Genomic DNA, 16,861 nt, shown 5'->3' with positions numbered 1-16,861 from the left:
TATGTCATCACCAAGTAAATTAAGTCACTTACATTAACGACAAAATGTAATTTTTTACCATCTCGCCCCGCCCGTGGCAGATAGTCGATTTCAGCAACTCAATGTCATTTTGTCCTGATGCGACAGAGAACGACAATGAAGTTAAGTACTCAACCAGGAGCAATTGCATGCGCAATACTGCAATCAAAATCATAAAAACAACCATATCCTTACTCAGCGCGCATCCCCGTCAAACCTCCCTAAAAGTTGCCACCCTCGGAGCTTTACCAGTATTAGCAATGTGTGCAATATTCGCGGTCTCATCGGCAAATGCGGATAACAATAAAGGTAGTACCCCTGAGCCCATGTTGGTACGCTCTGGTGAAAAGCTGATCGTTCCAGAAAAATCTCCTTTTCGCACCCGTCTGAAAGTAGCGACGGTAACAATGACTGACATCCCTCACATATTAAATTTTCCCGCTGTAGTAGAAGCCAACCCAAGTAAAACAGTCAATGTATTGCCACCTTTGACTGGGCGCCTGTTGGAACTCAAGGTGAAGTTGGGCGACTCCGTCAAACAAGGGCAATTACTTGCGGTTATCAGTTCAGGCGATTTGGCACAAGCTTATTCTGACTACGATAAAGCTAAAGATGCTTTAGAACTCGCACGTCAGGCGTTGAACCGCGGTAAGGGCGTGAACGCCGCCGGCGCGAACGCAGCCAAAGATTTGGAACAACTACAAAGTAACTACTCCCAAGCGGCCGCGGAAGAAAAGCGCGCTGGTAACAGATTAAACACGCTAGGCGTTGATAAGGCAGGTGAAAAGTCCCGCGCATTAAATATTGCGGCACCTGTTTCAGGCACAATCACCGCGCTTAACAATGCACCCGGCGCTTACATCAATGATGCAACCGCCGCCATCATGACGATCTCTAACCTTGAGACGGTTTGGGTGACCGCCAACGTTCCAGAATCACAATTGCAATCGATTTCAAAAGGTCAGGCGACTGATATTCGACTCGCTGCCTACCCTAACAAAGTCATTAAGGGCAAAGTAGATGTTGTCAGTTCCATTCTAGAGCCGGATACGCGCCGCAATAAGACACGTATTGAAGCCAACAATAAAGACGGACTGTTAAAACCAAATATGTTTGCAACTGTCTCGGTTTCCATACCTCAGGCTAAGCAAATCCGCGTTCCTACATCCGCGCTGTTGATGAACAACGATAGCATCACGGTATTTGTTGAAGTGGCACCATGGACCTTCGTTCGCAAAACCGTCACGCTCGGCAATGAAGAATCAGACTCAGCGGCGATTTTAAGTGGACTAAATCAAGGCGATAAAGTTGTCGTCAGTGGCGGAGTGCTGCTCAATGATTAATCAGTTAATCGCTTTATGTTTCAGGCGTCGTCATCTGGCATGGGTTATCGCCATATTGGTGAGTATTTACGGCTATTTGTCGTGGACAAAAATGGCCGTTGAAGCCTATCCGGACATTAGCGATGTCACCGTGCAGGTTACGACACAAGTGCCGGGATTAGCAGCAGAAGAAATTGAACAGCAAATTACAATACCAATAGAACGAGCATTGAGCAATACGCCGGGAGTAACTGCCACGCGCTCGAGCAGCACTTTCGCGCTCTCACTGATTACCTTAGTTTTTCAGGATGGTGTTGAAGATTATTTTGCCCGTCAACGTGTAAATGAGAGAATTGCTCAGGTAACTTTACCTCCTGGCGTCCAAGCCTCTCTCGCTCCTGTATCAAGTCCAGCAGGCGAAATATTTCGCTATACATTAGAATCCGATACAAAAAACCTGATGGAACTATCCGAGGTGCAAAAATGGATAGTAACTCCAGCATTTAAACAAGTTCCTGGCATTGCAGATGTGAACAATTTTGGTGGTTTCACCAAAGAGTTTCAACTCGAACTTGATCCTCGCCAACTGCAGCGGTATAACGTCGTTCTCAATGATGTCGTCACTGCCATCAACGCCAATACCTCCAATGCCGGTGGCGGACGCATCTCTCGTGGCGAGCAGAGCTATGTCGTTCGCGGCATTGGTCAAGTGCATTCTCTGGATGATTTGGGCTCCGTCGTCGTCACGCAAAGTAACGGCGTGCCGGTCTCAATTCGTGACTTAGGCAAACTCCAATTTGGACATCAAGAGCGGGAAGGTATTTTAGGAAAAGATACAAATCCTGACACCATAGAAGGCATCGTTTTGATGCTCAAGTATGAGAACCCTTCAAAGGTTCTGGAAAAGGTTCATGCCAAATTCGAAGAATTGCAAAAGCGTCTAACGCCAATGGGTATCAAAATTGTGCCGTACATTGATCGCGATGATCTGGTTAAATTAACGGTACACAAAGTCTCGCATACAGTGATAGAAGGGATAGGCTTAGTTTGCATCGTCTTGATCCTCTTCCTTGGCAGCCCTCGCAGCGCCATCGTTGCTGCCGTGGCAATTCCAATTGCGTTGGTGACCGTATTCATCATCATGTACGCAACCAAAATGCCAGCTAACTTGTTCTCATTAGGGGCAATCGACTTCGGTATTATTGTCGATGGTGCGATTGTCGTGATGGAAGCGATTTTGCGGCGTCGTGAGGAAGCACCCGACGTAGAACTCAATGAAGAAGACATTTTAGAAACCGTGAGTCAAGTTGCCAGCCCGATTTTTTTTGCAACACTGATTATCATCACTGCATATTTGCCGTTGTTTGCATTCCAACGTGCCGAGGGTAAGCTATTTACGCCAATGGCATACACAGTTGGTTATGCGCTATTAGGTGCTTTAATATGCTCTCTCGTACTCATCCCGGGTTTGGCGTTTGCTGCACTACGCAAACCGCAAAAAATTTTCCATAATCGTCCATTGGTCTGGCTCACAGACAAATATAGTTCGATACTGGATCATCTATTACATCAACCTTTTATTGCGTACAGTGCTGCCGCTATTGCGCTGGTGGCTGTCGTCATTTTGGGTGCAAGTGCAGGTCGCGAATTTTTACCTGAATTGGATGAAGGTGCCTTATGGTTACAAGTTCAACTACCTTCTGGCATTTCATTGGACAAAGCCAATGAAATGGCAACTGAATTGCGGCGCACCATACATGAATTTCCGGAAGTTTCGTATGTCGTGACTCAGCTAGGTCGAAGTGACGGAGGTACAGACCCTTGGACACCTTCACATATTGAAGTTCCGGTGGGATTAAAGCCCTATAACGAATGGCCTGATCATGAAAGTAAGGCAGAGTTAATCGAAAGACTCACCAAACGATTTGAACAGATGCCCGGCTTTTCTATCGGTATTAGCCAACCTATTATTGATGGCGTCAACGACGCTATCGGTGGTGCTCATAGCCCATTGGTACTGCGGGTTTATGGAACAGATCTCAAAGAGAATCGTCGAATTGGCAACCAGATTGTCGATATTTTGCAATCAATCAGGGGTACCGCTTCTGCGTCTTTGTTTCAGGAGCCACCAATTCCGCAGTTAGCAATCAAAGTCAATCGCGAAGCTGCCGCTCGATTTGGTATCAATGTACAAGACATTTCTGCGCTGATTCAAACTGGCATTGGAGGAGCACCTGTTACGCCAGTATTTGTGGAAGATCGAACATATAACGTCACAGTCAGATTCCCCAAAGAGAGCAAAGCCAATATTGAGTCTCTGGGTAATTTGTTTTTGAATAGTTCCAGCGGAGCAAAAATTCCACTTTCACAATTAGCAACGATACAAATGCAAACTGGTGAAAGTACTATTTCGCATGAATTTAACGAACGACAAGTGACCGTCCGGATTGACAATCGTGGTCGAGATTTGACTTCTTATTTAGCAGAAGCACAAAAACGCATCGATGCTGAGGTGAAATTCAATAAGGAAAAAGTCCACCTTGAGTGGGCAGGTCAATTCGAAAACCAACGACGTGCGCAGGAAAGACTGACCGTCATTCTGGGAATCGTTTTACTGGTGATGGGTGTACTGTTGTTCTTCCAGTTTGGCAAATTGCGCCAAGCGATCCTGGTGCTAGGCGTAGTACCACTCGCTGCTCTAGGTGGCTTGATCGCTATTCACCTGACCGGAGAAACACTAAACGTTGCAACTGCGGTTGGCTTCATTGCCCTGTTTGGTGTCTCTGTTCAGAACGGCATTATCATGGTCGCTAACTTCCGCCGCGTTCGTGGTAGTGGGCTGAACTTGCATAACACCGTCATCAAAGGCGCAGCTGAACGTTTGCGCCCTGTGTTAATGACAGCCACGGTCGCATCCTTTGGCATGTTGCCAGCAGCCTTAGCAACGGGCGTTGGTACTGACGTGCAACGTGATCTGGCAACTGTCGTCGTTGGCGGCTTGATTATCTCCACCCTATTGACCTTATTCATTTTGCCAACGTTTTATTTTGCGCTAGAACACTTTGTCGAAAGCAGAGAACATAAAAACTTAAGGCAGAGCCGATAATGAAGACGACATCTTTATCTTTCATGAAATTGAAGCGCACCCCACTCGAACTGGCTTTGGTCGTAACAATTGTGGCTGGCTTGGGTAGCTTAGGCGGATGCACCGTCGGGCCGGACTACCAACGTCCGTCTCAAGCACTACCAGAGACCTACCTAGTAAAAACCGCAAACTCAGATGCGAAAGTCACTGCTGAGGTCAATCGCAAATATATGGTGGAAAGCCAAAAACTTGTTGAGGGACGCGACATTCCTGCTGAATGGTGGGAGTTATTCCACAACCAGTCCCTCAATGAATTGGTAGCAGCGAGTTTAAAAAACAACCCTACGATAGAGGCAGCGCAAGCCGCTTTGCGTGCTGCAAAAGAATCAACCGCTGCGCAAGAGGCGGCGTTTTTTCCGAGCGTATCAGCATCATACTCCCCCACTCGTCAACGGGTAGCAAAGCCACTGGCAAGTCCAGCAGCATCCGGTGCAAGCTATTATGATGTACAAACCGCTTCGCTTTCAGTTTCGTACACGATAGACGCGTTCGGTGGCACCAGGCGTCAAGTGGAATCAGGCACTGCTCAAGAGCAAAACCAACGTTTCCAATTGGAAGCGGCTTATTTGACACTGGCTAGCAACGTAACAAACGCAGCGATTCAAGAAGCGATGTTGCGTGGTCAAATACGTTCAACGCAGGAAGTCATTCGCAACCAAAAACAATTACTGCAAATGTTTGAACGCGAGCTGGCATTAGGTCAGGTTGGACAAGCAGACGTCGCTGCACAAGAAGCAGCACTGGCTGCCAGCGAAGCATTACTTCCGCCATTAGAAAAACAACTGTCAGTTCAACGCGATTTGATTCTCGCGCTTGCGGGACGCTATCCTAATGACACTCGCGTCGCAACATTTGAGTTAACTGACTTGCAATTGCCATCTGAGTTGCCGCTGAGTTTGCCGTCTAAACTCGTTGAGCAACGCCCTGACGTCCGCGCTGCAGAAGAGCAAATGCATGCAGCCAGTGCAGCGATTGGGGTAGCTACTGCCAATCGTTTGCCGAACTTTACTATTGGTGCAACCAGCTATGGTACGGCTGCTGAGAACTTCTCTGATCTGTTCAAGGCTAGCGGTGCATTTTGGAATCTGGCCGCCAACATTACCCAGCCAATTTTTGACGGCGGTGCGCTTAAACATAAACAAGCTGCCGCGCAGGCCGCCTACGATCAGGCAGCAGCGCAATACCGCTCTACTGTCTTGGGGGCATTTCAAAACGTTGCAGATTCACTTCAAGCAATACAACATGACACTAATGCCTATGCAGCGGCGTATAAGTCGGAACAAGCCAGCTTAAAGAGCGTCACCATTGCACGCAAACAGTTTGCGCTGGGTGACATCAGTACTGCCAATTTATTGGTCGCCGAACAAGCCTATCAACAAGCCAAGTCAGCTTTGGTACAAGCACAAGCAAATCGTTTATCTGATACCGTAGCACTGATTCAATCGCTTGGCGGTGGATGGATGAGTAAAAATGAGACGCCCGAAAAATCAAAGACAGCATCCTGATATACTCAGAATAACGGAGAGCAAATGAAAATCGTCAGACATGATATTGGACCACGTTTCAGCGAGATGACTGCCGTCTATCTGGGTCAGGCAAAGTTACTCTATTTATCGGGACAAGTCGCTGAAAATACCTCGCTGGATATCACTGGCCAGACACGGGAAATTTTAATGTTCATCGATCGTTTATTAGAAAAAGAAGGTGCTGACAAGACTGCAATTGTCTCTGCCAGAATTTTTTTAGCTTCTGTCGGTGACTATGCCGCAATGAATTCTGTTTGGGATGACTGGGTTCCACAAGGTCATACCCCGTCAAGAACAACGGTGGGTGCGAAATTGATCAGGCCAGAATACAAAATTGAAATTGAAATACAAGCAATCGTTAATCAGCCTGCAAACACATCAGCGAACACGTGAATGGATGCAACAGATATCAATAGTAAATCCAAGATAAATTGGGATTTTCCGCAACCGTTCACGCTGCAACGTATTCCAGCTCTACAAGACATCGATGGACTGAATCACACCAACAATGCGGTTTATGTGCAGTGGTGTGAAACCATAGGATGGGCGCATTCTGAATCTTTAGGATTAAGCCTGACTGACTACAAACGTCTGGACAGAGCGATGGCGATACGTCAGGCCGAATATGACTATTTACTACCCTCCACGCTCAGTGAAAAACTCATTTTGGCGACGTGGCTGACAGATAGCGATGAGAAACTGAGTATGCAACGGCGTTTTCAGTTAGTCAGAGAATCCGACCACGCTGTGATTTTCCGTGCAAAGTGGCATTTGGTATGCATCGAAGTAAGCACCGGCAAAGCGCGTCGTATGCCACCTGAATTCTGTCAAAAATATGGTTCCGCATTAACTGTGGTGACCATGGCGACATAAGAAAATAAGCAACATAAGCAACATAAGCAACATAAGCAACATAAGCAATCAGTGATTAATAAACCCCATTTCGCACTTCGTTCTGAGGCATTACCGCCCGAATGGAATACCCACCAACCACCAAATTTAACGGCAGACATACGTACATACCAATGAACTACATGAGTTCAATCCCAAAGCGTCTGACGATCATGGCAAACACAACAAAACACACGATAGCAATGGCGATACAAGAGAGCAAAGTTGCCCAAAACCCTATGCGTGGAAGCAGAACAGGAAATGCCAAAAACATCGGCAATGTGGGAACCACGTACCAAAACGTGTACCAAGCGTGATTAGCAATTTTTGCTTGCGATTGATTTTCTAATTGCAACCAGATCAAAGCCAGCAGAGTCACCAAAGGCAAAGCCGCGACCAGGCCACCTATTTTATCGCTCCATTTTGCCAATTCTGAAACCGTAACGACAACCGCCGAAGTGAGTAAATATTTAATAATAAGCCAAACCATTTCCACTCCGGATTAGATGTAAAGAATGCAGTCGCATTGCAAACCTTATCTTTTTAAATTTACGAACTACAATAAAAGCGTAATTCTTTATTGTGTTTCCCTTTAATTATGTAAATAATATAAAAATAATCTTTTAATATTATTCTGACAAATATAATGCTGATTCATATTGGCCAGCCAGTAATGCTAAATTGGGTTGGAATTATAGAAGAAAACATACCGAGAAGCCGACTAATCGATTTACTTGTAAACCAATGATATAAACAATTTCTCGACTCCATCACTGAATAGCAAGCCAAAAAAACACACTGATAATGTAAAAAATATAACGGCATTAACAAAATTCTTGCATTTAAAGCTCGACAAATGAATAACAATTTTATTTTCTAACAAAGAGCTCATCATGAACGATAAAGTTTATAACGTTTTATTTTTATGTACTAGCAACACTGCACGTAGTCTCATGGCAGAAGCATTGTTGAGCACCATGGGGCATGGTAAATTTCGCGCCTACTCTGCTGGTAGTGCACCCACCGGTAAAATCCATCCGCTTGCCGTTGAACAAATCAAGACGACTGAATATCCAATTGCACAACTGCGTAGCAAAAGTTGGGACGAATTTGCAAATCCTGACGCGCCACATATGGATTTTATTATTACCGTTTGCGCTGATACAGCTGAGGAGGCATGCCCGTACTGGCCTGGTCACCCGCTAACCGCACATTGGACATTTGAAGACCCGAGCAAGGCAGGCGGAACAGAAGAAGAACAAAAAAAAATATTTCACAAGATATTTCGAGACATTATGGCGAACATGCATTACTTCGTTAACCTACCAACCCATTTGCTGGAAAAGAATGCTTTGCATGATGAAATCAAAGCATTAGGCGAACCAAATGCGTAATAAAAAGTCTCGTAAGCTTGTGTAATAACAAGTTGCAAAGTTTCAAATAAAGTTAAAGTACGAAATCTCGCCATCCTGGCCGACGTTTCTTTGCCTAACCCAATCACGATGACAACACATACCCATCGAACACACAGATCAGGCTGGTTAAGGGCTGCAGTGTTAGGGGCTAATGATGGTCTGTTATCAATATCAAGTTTACTACTAGGTGTTGCCGCTGCCCATATTAGTCATGAGAGCTTTATAGTGGCCGGGTTTGCTGGACTCATTGGTGGTGCGCTGTCGATGGGAGCTGGCGAGTATGTGTCAGTGAGTTCACAAGCGGATGTTGAACAAGCTGATCTCGATATTGAACGTCATGCTTTAAGACACGAATATGACGCCGAACATGCAGAGCTACGTGATATTTACATTGATCGCGGCGTGGATCATGAACTCGCAAGCCTGGTTGCGCAGCAACTCATGGAAAAAGATGCCTTGGGCGCACATGCACGCGACGAAATTGGGATTACCGATGCCTTATCAGCGCGACCATCACAAGCCGCAGTTGCTTCGAGTTTGAGTTTTATGGCTGGCGGCATCATCCCGCTAGGTGCATCATTATTGGCACCAACAGGTTATTTAATTTTGACTATTGCAGTCGTATCACTATTTTTTCTCGCATTACTTGGCGGGTTAGCAGCTTACAGCGGAGGTGCATCTCTGCTGCGCGGTGCAGGTCGAGTTTTATTCTGGGGAGCGCTAGTGTTAACGTTTACTGCTATGGCAGGTAAATTTTTTGGCACTACAATATAAAATCCTTATCCCTCACCGCGGCGCCTGACCCCAGCTGTTAAGGTAAACCAAAATGTGGTTCCCTGCCCTTCAGTGCTGTCAAAACCAATATTGCCACCCATCTTTTCTACAAATGTCTTGGATATATTCAGACCAAGACCGGTGCCTCCTTGCTTTCTGGTATTGCCACCGTCGGCCTGTGCAAATTTCATAAATACGCGATCATGAAACTCTTTTGGAATACCTTGCCCCTTATCTTCCACTTCAATTCTGAACATATCGGACTGATCAATAATGCGAATAAATACCACGCTTTTGGAATGAGAAAATTTGGCTGCATTTGACATCAGATTGGCATACACCTGCATCACTCTATCTGCATCACAAACAGCCCACGCGCTTTCAGGAAACGCAGAAAATTCGTATTTCACGTCGAACTGTTGCGCATAAGGAGCGTTCGCTTCTATCGCTTGCTGCGTCAATTTGATTAAATCTATTCTGTCCATGCTGATATCCATTTTTCCGGAAACCAGTTTTTCTATATCCAACAGGTCATTAACCAGAGTACCAAGGCGTTGGCTATTTTTATGCGCAATTTTTAACAGTTGCATCAATTTGGGTGGAAAATCAGTGCCTACACTATGCTCGAGTAAACCGAGCGCGCCACGAATCGACGTCAATGGCGTTCGCAATTCGTGACTAACTACCGCAATAAATTCCGACTTGATTTTGTCAGCTTTTTTTTGCTCGGTTAAATCAAGAACAAAGCCTACCCACTCATCGTCAGATCCTTCCAGACGCGCCATTCCCAACATGACTGGAATCAGTCCGCCTTCACTGTTTATCAACTCAATTTCAAAAGGCTGCGCCTGTGAATGCAATTCAATCTCATCTAAAGCCGAACGATAATCGTGATGGTAAATATTGGGTATCATGGAATAAAGATTCAACGCCCCTGACTCAAGCGCCTCACGATCATAGCCAAGCAGGTGCAATAACACATCGTTCGCTTCAACCAATTGTCCTGAATTATCGCCCTCGATAATGCCAACCAGACTTGAATTAACCAAACGCCGCAAACGTGACTCACTGATACGTACTGCGTCCAGCATCCTGGTTTTTTCCTGATTGGCGAGTTCTGCCACGTCGCGCATCTGCATTAAATTATTTTCTACCGTCTTCATGTCCGTAATATCCCGCACACTAAATACACGGCCAATTAATTGATCACGATAAAATTCAGGCTTAGAAACCACATCAAAATATCGACCATCAAGCAGGCATACCTGATCTGCAGTTTCAGTCTCAGATTCCGCTTTATAGCGCAGTAAATTACTTGAAAAATGAATTGAGTCATCACAGCGCGCCTGCATGCAAGCAACAATGTTGTCTACTCGTCGCCCCATTAAAACCTCTTCGGGTATATTCCACATTGAAATGAATCGGCGGTTCAGGCTGATCACATTTCCGCGGAGGTCAATCGATAAGATCCCTTCTGCCGTCGCTTCTAATGAACTCTGCAACTGCGAGGCAAGATGAATTTGCTCTTCGGATACCTGACGTTTGTTAGTAATATCTTCGGCATGAATAACCCAGAAAATGTCACCATGACTATTAAAACTGCTGACGCGTTTTTCGATAGGAATTACGCGACCATCACTGGTGAGCCATTCGCTTTCCGCAATTCTTGCATCAATAAACTCTGGCGTTTGTCGAATGTCGTCCCAGAAAAAAAGATCCTGTAGCGAACACTCAACGGTCGACAGATGTGTGCCGATTAAATCTTCGCGCGTGCGGCCAAGCATGGAACAGGTTTTTTGCGCTACCTCACAAATAGCCAAATCTTCGGATGATATGACGATCACTGCTTCACGCGAATAATTAATAATGTGTTGGAGCAATCCAGCTCCCAATAGCCCCTCAGATTCCGGATATAGCAGATTCTCAGACATAACGGGCTCTCATCGTTTTCATTGTGGTTTCGATGGCAAAGCGCCGCCAGCGGCAGGCTTGTTTTTAGACTCAAAATAATAATTTACATGCTTACGCGGATTCAGATACTCAAATATGGTTCGCGGCAATAAACCAGGACGGATGCTGCCGCTGATATTGACATCTTTCGCTTCATCGGACAAATCGAGAATAATTGCTGAGTCCTTTGGAATTTCGGAGTCGTATACCAGCACACAAGGACGCAAAGGCTTGCCGATATTCACATTCATCACCAAGCCAATTACCTCATTCGATAATTTTACGATGGTACCAGGTGGATATACGCCCAGACTTTTCACCATCGTTGCCATTACAGCAGGATCGAATTGACCGCGTTTATGCGCGTACATCACTGATAGCGCCTCATGCGGTGTGAGGGCAGTGCGGAGGTCAACCGGATTACATAGGTTGTCGTAGACATTGGCGACAGTGATAATGCGCGTTGCCAAGCTTAAGGCATTACCCTTGAGCCTTTGCGGATAGCCGCTACCATCCATTAATTCATGATGATTAGCAATGACTTCAAGCGTAGAAGGTGATAGACCGGCTTTTCGGCCAACTTCGATACCGTATTGCGGATGTAATTCAAAAAAATTCTGTTCTGGTTTAGTCAGCGGCTCTGTTTTGGTCAGAATCTTATCCGGCACATTCACTTTACCTATGTCGTGAAACAAAGCGGCAATGCCAATCTCTTTGATTTGACTTTCGTTGCATTTCATTTCGCTGGCGAGCATCATTGCGAGCACGGACACATTGAGCGTATGAAAATAAACGTCTTCATTATTGCCCGCCTGCTGTATCAAATGCATGACGGTATCGTTGGCGTTTAGGAAAATCTCAGCGATGCTATCGACCAGTTTATTGGCTTCCGCAAGCGTTTCTTTAGGGCGAGAAAAAATCAACTTATTGATGCCTTTAACGACGGTTGCCGCGTGCACAAATTTTTCCTCGCACATGGCAATTTCGGCACGTTGTTTCATTAACTTTTCATAACGCGCATGCTTGGCTTCGATAATACTGTCATAGACTTTAATCTGCTGTTCTTTAGCCTCTGCGGTTTCTGGAACTGGGGGTAACGTTAGCTCTTTTGCAGACTGCGCCATATCTGATTTTGACGGGATATACCGGACATGCTTGAGTTTTAAAGCCAATAAGTCATTTATTTGTTGCTGATTGGTGATCTTGAACGAGCTCATTGGGAATGAGTGCTCAAACCAGCTCAGGTCAAGCTTCACAAACATCCCTATCCGGACTTTGTCGATTGCGATTAACTGGATATCATCTGACATAGTCGATCAATTCATTAAAAGGACAAGCGATAAGAATGAGTAGCAATATGAAAACAGACCAATCCAATAATGTAGTATTTACTTTATCGGTCTGGCGATGACAACGCAAGCTTTTACTTATTTCATTATCAACCAAGGTAACACTGTACTTCAATAAAAAACCACTCTTATGTCACAAGAACCACTATTGACCATCAACAAACTAAGCTTTCATTATCCTGAAAACAAATTATTTACGGATTTGTCTGCAACAATTTACCCAGGAATAACGCTGATCCAAGGCGACGACGGATGCGGCAAAACCACCCTCCTCAAATTATTGACAGGAAGATTGCCGATATCAAATGGTGAGTTGTGTATTGCTGAGACTGATTCGATTCAACATGCGGTAGATTACCGAAAACAAGCGTTTTGGGTTGATGCGCATAGCCACGAATTCGATAATGCGATCGTAGAAACTTACCTCTCAACTCTGGCAGAAAGCTATCCAGACTTTCATGAAAAAAATCTCCAGCATGCGATCGAAGGATTAAGCCTTGCACCACATCTGGAAAAACAGTTTTTTATGTTATCAACGGGCACCAGGCGCAAAGTTTGGTTGGCTGCCGCATTGTCTGTCGGCTGTCCGGTCATCGCGCTTGACGACCCCTTTGCCGGAGTTGATAAACTCTCTATGCAATTCTTTACCAAGACCCTAGATCAACGCTTAGAGAAGCCGCAACAAGCATGGATTATCGCCAGCTACATTGTGCTTGATATGGTGTGCCAAGCGAAGATCATAGAATTAAGCTAGAACGAGACTCGCCGCCAATGCATGAAACCTTGAGCGCCTTGGCGACAGAAAAAAACGAGTGCTATTTTAAAAAAATATAAGCACATCTTAAATTTGACTTTTATCCAACGGCCGCTGTTTGCATAGCATCATCACTATCCTGTTTGCGACCGTGTATCCGCAACACCATCACGGCAGCTACAATGCAAGCAACACCCATCATGATAGACGAGGCGGTGTAGCTTCCCAGACTATTGCGCATATAGCCTGCCAGTAAAGCAGCACTTGCAGCACCCAATTGGTGCCCGACCACTACCCATCCAAAAATGATGGGCGCTGCAGCTCTTCCAAACACGTCATTAGCCAATCTGACGGTCGGCGGCACAGTTGCAATCCAATCCAAGCCATAGATAATGGCAAAAATTGGCAAGCCAAAATAGCTCAGGCCAAACGCCTGAGGCAGAAAAATCAAGGCCACACCACGTAAGCCGTAATACCAGAACAAAAGTACACGCGCGTTGTAGCGATCTGATAACCAGCCCGACATAGTTGTCCCAACCAAATCCAATACACCCATTGTGGCCAGAATACTCGCCCCGCCGACAGCCAATATGCCGTAGTCACTGCACATAGCGATAAAATGCGCGCCGATGTACCCATTGGTACTCATACCGCAAACAAAAAAACTGAAAAACAACAGCCAAAAATCACGAATACCGACCGCGCGCTTCAATGCCTGGAAAGCCGCCTTGAATGGATTACCGCCAGTCATTGCACTTTGCGTCGTGTCGTCAACTTGGCCGTAACGCTTCATACCGACATCCTCAGGACGCTCAGGCAATAGCAATGCCACCATAGGAATCGCGAGTGCCGCCACAGCAGACACCATCAATGCCACTGCACGCCAGCCGACGTGATCAACCATATACGCCATCAAGGGCAAAAATACCATTTGTCCAGTCGCTGCACTGGCAGTCAAAAGCCCCATCGCCAGACCACGCCTCGTTTCAAACCAACGCCCGACGATAGTTGCGGCTAAGGTATTTGCAACGACACCACTACCGGCACCAACCACCACACCCCACGCGAGCATCATATGCCACGGCAATGTCATGAACGTACTAAAAAAGGTTCCAATGGCGAGCAACCCTAATGCCCCCAGAATCATGCGCCGAATACCATAGCTTTGCATGGCGGCAGCAGAAAAAGGACCGATTAATCCATACAAGGCAATATTGATCGAAATGACCAAAGAAATCGTTGTACGGCTCCAGCCAAATTCATGCTCCAAAGGAAGGATCATGATCGCTGGTGTCGCCCTGATACCAGCCCCGGAAAGCAAAACCAGAAAAATAATCCCAACAATAATCCACACATAACTAAATCGGAAACGAGCAGCAATGACCTTCACTATTTCATTCATACCAATATTTCCATATCTTAAAATTCATCAAGGAGACAGTGTAGGCCACACTAGCCTAGATCTTTATTGTCTCTATTGGCTTTATTGCAAATAAACACCATTTGCGTCAAACGAACACTAAAGAACTAAATTTCCGTTAATTTTCGTAAATTAACACAGTTAAAAAATAACAGCAGAACACAAATTTTTCAATTTCGGCTTTTTGCCAGTTACTTAAAAAGCCGATACAAATCTTTTTTTAGATTTTCAGAAAAAAACGCATAAAAAGCTAAAGTCGGACAATAAGTTGCCGATAATTTAGGCAGACAAGGGGGATTGTATATGTCAATTTCATCCATACCCGCAACGCCACTCGCCAGCGCCAGCACGGGTACTTCGGGTGCGCCCACGGCGACGACGCCCAGCACGACGACGAGTACTGTCACCAATAATGCGCCTGCGGCAATATCGTCGACGGCAAATGCAGGCTTAGTGAATTCCGCAGTCACGTTGGCTTCAGAGTCGAGCATTGTCTCCCTTCTTAATGGAAATCAGTCGTCCAATGACACCTACAGTGCATCTGGATTATTGAGCTCATTTGTGAATGCAGGCGTAAACACCTCAAAATCAAGCTCGAACTCAACGAACACAAATAGCAATTCTTCAACCCAAACATCTCTTCAAGCGGCACAAAATCAGGCAATTTTGGCAAGTATCAGTACTCCAGTAAATACTAGCAACCCAAATGCCGCCTTATATGCCGCCATTGGACAATCGCAAAACAATAGTTCGATTGACACAACGACCAATTGGGCAAATGCCCTTAAAAATAATCCTGCCGCGGCAGCCACTTTGACACAGGACAACCTCAACCTCTCCATCGTCAGCAATATCTCAACAACTGCCTGACGAGGGGACAAAGGGACAAAGGGGCTTGAGTTAATCCATTGTTATCTGAGTCGTGTTTTTTGTGTCATTCTTCTTGCCTGTCAAAAAAACTCAGGCACACTCAAAATTGGCGCCCTTCAGCACGTAAAAATAATTTATCTTATGATGCGTGAGAACCTTGCAATGTTTGTTAAGCATCTGCATTGACCTCACCATGATAGGAAAATGAACAATGAGCGCCCTTTTCTCCCCAATTTCACTGGGAAATCTTAAATTAAAAAACCGCATCGTGATTGCCCCGATGTGCCAATATTCAGCGGTCGATGGCCAAGCCACCGATTGGCATTTGATTCATCTCGGCGGTCTGTCTCTTTCAGGCGCTGGCTTATTAATCATTGAAGCAACAGCCGTGGAACCGATAGGCAGAATTTCTCCCGCAGATTTAGGTTTGTGGTCTGATGAAACCGAAGCAGCATTTGCTAAAGTATTGACGTCAATACGCCAATATTCCACGATGCCAATCGCGATTCAACTCGCCCATGCAGGTCGCAAGGCATCAAGCCAGGCGCCATGGGATGGTGGACAATTAATCTCTCCCGATCATGGCGGCTGGGAAACCGTAGCTCCTTCGCCAATTCCGCATGGGCCAACTGAAACGCCGCCCTTGGCCCTAAATAAAACAGGGTTGGATCGGGTCAAGCAAGCATTTGTCGATGCTGCAATTCGTGCACATCGCCTTGGTATCGACGCCATAGAGCTGCACGCTGCACATGGCTACCTGATGCATGAATTTTTATCTCCATTATCCAACCAACGTGACGATGAATACGGCGGCAGCTTAGAAAATCGCCTGCGTTTTCCGTTAGAAGTTTTTGATGCTGTAAAAGCTGCACTGCCAGAAAATTACACGCTAGGCATACGCATTTCTGCCAGCGACTGGGTCACAGGTGGCTGGGATGTTGAGCAAAGTATCGTGTTTACGAAAGCATTAGAACAACGTGGATGCTCATTCATCCATGTATCAAGTGGTGGCGTATCGCCTTTACAGCAAATTCCTTTAATACCTGGCTACCAGGTTGAATTTGCCGACAAGATCAAACAAACCACCTCGATGCCGGTCATCGCTGTCGGATTGATTACCGAGGCCGAACAAGCCGAAAGCATCGTCGCCAATGGTCAGGCAGATATGATAGGCATAGCCCGTGGAATTTTGTACGATCCGCACTGGCCTTGGCATGCTGCCGCCAAACTTGGCGCATCAGTAGACGCACCAAAACAATACTGGCGCTCTCAACCGCGTGATCAAAAAGCCTTATTTGGCGAAACGAAAATCGGCGCGCGATAAAATGAATTAGTTAGATACGGCCACAGATAACATGTACGACGCTATCTAACTGAGTGCTTAAAAACTGGATAGAAATACGTTTTTTCCTGATTTTTGCGCTATA

At 45.7% G+C, this 16,861-nt stretch carries 15 protein-coding genes; 10 read left to right on the top strand and 5 right to left on the bottom strand.

Going from position 1 to position 16,861, the window contains the following annotated elements; all coding sequences use genetic code 11:
- Nucleotides 1–167: 167 nt before the first annotated feature.
- Genes H8K32_RS01565 through H8K32_RS01545 form a run of 5 tightly spaced genes read left to right on the top strand, consistent with a single transcriptional unit; the run spans nucleotide 168 to nucleotide 6,884 of the window.
- Nucleotides 168–1,361, top strand: a complete 1,194-nt coding sequence (locus H8K32_RS01565; protein ID WP_186910697.1) for an efflux RND transporter periplasmic adaptor subunit — start codon at nucleotides 168–170, stop codon at nucleotides 1,359–1,361.
- Complete coding sequence (locus tag H8K32_RS01560; RefSeq protein ID WP_186910696.1) at nucleotides 1,354–4,446, top strand: efflux RND transporter permease subunit; 3,093 nt, start codon at nucleotides 1,354–1,356, stop codon at nucleotides 4,444–4,446. Before H8K32_RS01565 ends, H8K32_RS01560 begins: the two co-directional genes overlap by 8 nt.
- A complete protein-coding gene (locus H8K32_RS01555; protein WP_246447062.1) occupies nucleotides 4,446–5,990 on the top strand; it encodes an efflux transporter outer membrane subunit in 1,545 nt (514 codons plus the stop codon). The genes H8K32_RS01560 and H8K32_RS01555 overlap by 1 nt, the downstream gene beginning before the upstream one ends.
- A gap of 24 nt (nucleotides 5,991–6,014) precedes the next feature.
- Nucleotides 6,015–6,404, top strand: a complete 390-nt coding sequence (locus tag H8K32_RS01550) for a RidA family protein (protein ID WP_186910695.1) — start codon at nucleotides 6,015–6,017, stop codon at nucleotides 6,402–6,404.
- Complete coding sequence (locus H8K32_RS01545; protein WP_186910694.1) at nucleotides 6,405–6,884, top strand: acyl-CoA thioesterase; 480 nt, start codon at nucleotides 6,405–6,407, stop codon at nucleotides 6,882–6,884.
- Between the two features lie 157 nt (nucleotides 6,885–7,041).
- Here the strand turns inward: H8K32_RS01545 and H8K32_RS01540 are convergent, their stop codons facing one another.
- On the bottom strand, nucleotides 7,042–7,392 hold the full coding sequence (locus H8K32_RS01540; protein ID WP_186910693.1) for a DUF3147 family protein: 351 nt from the start codon (nucleotides 7,390–7,392) through the stop codon (nucleotides 7,042–7,044).
- Between the two features lie 403 nt (nucleotides 7,393–7,795).
- Between H8K32_RS01540 and H8K32_RS01535 the strand changes: the two genes are divergently transcribed.
- Nucleotides 7,796–8,296, top strand: coding sequence for an arsenate reductase ArsC (locus H8K32_RS01535; RefSeq protein WP_186910692.1), 501 nt, complete (start codon nucleotides 7,796–7,798; stop codon nucleotides 8,294–8,296).
- A 108-nt stretch (nucleotides 8,297–8,404) separates the two neighbouring features.
- Nucleotides 8,405–9,091: a VIT1/CCC1 transporter family protein gene (locus H8K32_RS01530; protein ID WP_186910691.1), complete on the top strand. Its 687-nt coding sequence runs from the start codon at nucleotides 8,405–8,407 to the stop codon at nucleotides 9,089–9,091.
- A gap of 5 nt (nucleotides 9,092–9,096) precedes the next feature.
- Here the strand turns inward: H8K32_RS01530 and H8K32_RS01525 are convergent, their stop codons facing one another.
- Nucleotides 9,097–11,022: a PAS domain-containing sensor histidine kinase gene (locus tag H8K32_RS01525; protein ID WP_186910690.1), complete on the bottom strand. Its 1,926-nt coding sequence runs from the start codon at nucleotides 11,020–11,022 to the stop codon at nucleotides 9,097–9,099.
- Nucleotides 11,023–11,040: 18 nt separating this feature from the next.
- Nucleotides 11,041–12,351 (bottom strand): HD-GYP domain-containing protein, encoded by a 1,311-nt coding sequence (locus H8K32_RS01520; RefSeq protein WP_186910689.1) that lies wholly within the window; start codon nucleotides 12,349–12,351, stop codon nucleotides 11,041–11,043.
- 169 nt (nucleotides 12,352–12,520) lie between these two features.
- Between H8K32_RS01520 and H8K32_RS01515 the strand changes: the two genes are divergently transcribed.
- Nucleotides 12,521–13,144: an ABC transporter ATP-binding protein gene (locus H8K32_RS01515; protein WP_186910688.1), complete on the top strand. Its 624-nt coding sequence runs from the start codon at nucleotides 12,521–12,523 to the stop codon at nucleotides 13,142–13,144.
- 100 nt (nucleotides 13,145–13,244) lie between these two features.
- On the opposite strand, the gene H8K32_RS01510 is transcribed toward H8K32_RS01515, so the two are convergent.
- Together H8K32_RS01510 and H8K32_RS01505 are read right to left on the bottom strand one after the other, a co-directional pair.
- Nucleotides 13,245–14,546: an MFS transporter gene (locus H8K32_RS01510; protein WP_186910687.1), complete on the bottom strand. Its 1,302-nt coding sequence runs from the start codon at nucleotides 14,544–14,546 to the stop codon at nucleotides 13,245–13,247.
- Nucleotides 14,547–14,755: 209 nt separating this feature from the next.
- Nucleotides 14,756–15,055, bottom strand: coding sequence for a hypothetical protein (locus tag H8K32_RS01505; protein WP_186910686.1), 300 nt, complete (start codon nucleotides 15,053–15,055; stop codon nucleotides 14,756–14,758).
- 70 nt (nucleotides 15,056–15,125) lie between these two features.
- Between H8K32_RS01505 and H8K32_RS01500 the strand changes: the two genes are divergently transcribed.
- Nucleotides 15,126–15,434 (top strand): hypothetical protein, encoded by a 309-nt coding sequence (locus H8K32_RS01500; protein WP_186910685.1) that lies wholly within the window; start codon nucleotides 15,126–15,128, stop codon nucleotides 15,432–15,434.
- A 211-nt stretch (nucleotides 15,435–15,645) separates the two neighbouring features.
- Nucleotides 15,646–16,758, top strand: a complete 1,113-nt coding sequence (locus H8K32_RS01495) for an NADH:flavin oxidoreductase/NADH oxidase (RefSeq protein WP_186910684.1) — start codon at nucleotides 15,646–15,648, stop codon at nucleotides 16,756–16,758.
- The last annotated feature ends 103 nt before the right edge of the window (nucleotides 16,759–16,861 follow it).

This window comes from Cognatundibacterium jejuense (genome assembly GCF_014284255.1).
Classification (GTDB): domain Bacteria; phylum Pseudomonadota; class Gammaproteobacteria; order Burkholderiales; family Burkholderiaceae_D; genus Undibacterium; species Undibacterium jejuense.
This window is presented reverse-complemented; position numbering and strand designations above follow the sequence as displayed.

Coding starts and splice junctions, on each gene's coding strand:
- H8K32_RS01515 (WP_186910688.1), top strand. CDS start 12,521: ATGTCACAAGAACCACTATTGACCATCAACAAACTAAGCTTTCATTAT.
- H8K32_RS01565 (WP_186910697.1), top strand. CDS start 168: ATGCGCAATACTGCAATCAAAATCATAAAAACAACCATATCCTTACTC.
- H8K32_RS01545 (WP_186910694.1), top strand. CDS start 6,405: ATGGATGCAACAGATATCAATAGTAAATCCAAGATAAATTGGGATTTT.
- H8K32_RS01505 (WP_186910686.1), bottom strand. CDS start 15,055: ATGCTCGACTCTGAAGCCAACGTGACTGCGGAATTCACTAAGCCTGCA.
- H8K32_RS01530 (WP_186910691.1), top strand. CDS start 8,405: ATGACAACACATACCCATCGAACACACAGATCAGGCTGGTTAAGGGCT.
- H8K32_RS01540 (WP_186910693.1), bottom strand. CDS start 7,392: ATGGTTTGGCTTATTATTAAATATTTACTCACTTCGGCGGTTGTCGTT.
- H8K32_RS01495 (WP_186910684.1), top strand. CDS start 15,646: ATGAGCGCCCTTTTCTCCCCAATTTCACTGGGAAATCTTAAATTAAAA.
- H8K32_RS01560 (WP_186910696.1), top strand. CDS start 1,354: ATGATTAATCAGTTAATCGCTTTATGTTTCAGGCGTCGTCATCTGGCA.
- H8K32_RS01535 (WP_186910692.1), top strand. CDS start 7,796: ATGAACGATAAAGTTTATAACGTTTTATTTTTATGTACTAGCAACACT.
- H8K32_RS01520 (WP_186910689.1), bottom strand. CDS start 12,351: ATGTCAGATGATATCCAGTTAATCGCAATCGACAAAGTCCGGATAGGG.
- H8K32_RS01550 (WP_186910695.1), top strand. CDS start 6,015: ATGAAAATCGTCAGACATGATATTGGACCACGTTTCAGCGAGATGACT.
- H8K32_RS01510 (WP_186910687.1), bottom strand. CDS start 14,546: ATGAATGAAATAGTGAAGGTCATTGCTGCTCGTTTCCGATTTAGTTAT.
- H8K32_RS01525 (WP_186910690.1), bottom strand. CDS start 11,022: ATGTCTGAGAATCTGCTATATCCGGAATCTGAGGGGCTATTGGGAGCT.
- H8K32_RS01555 (WP_246447062.1), top strand. CDS start 4,446: ATGAAGACGACATCTTTATCTTTCATGAAATTGAAGCGCACCCCACTC.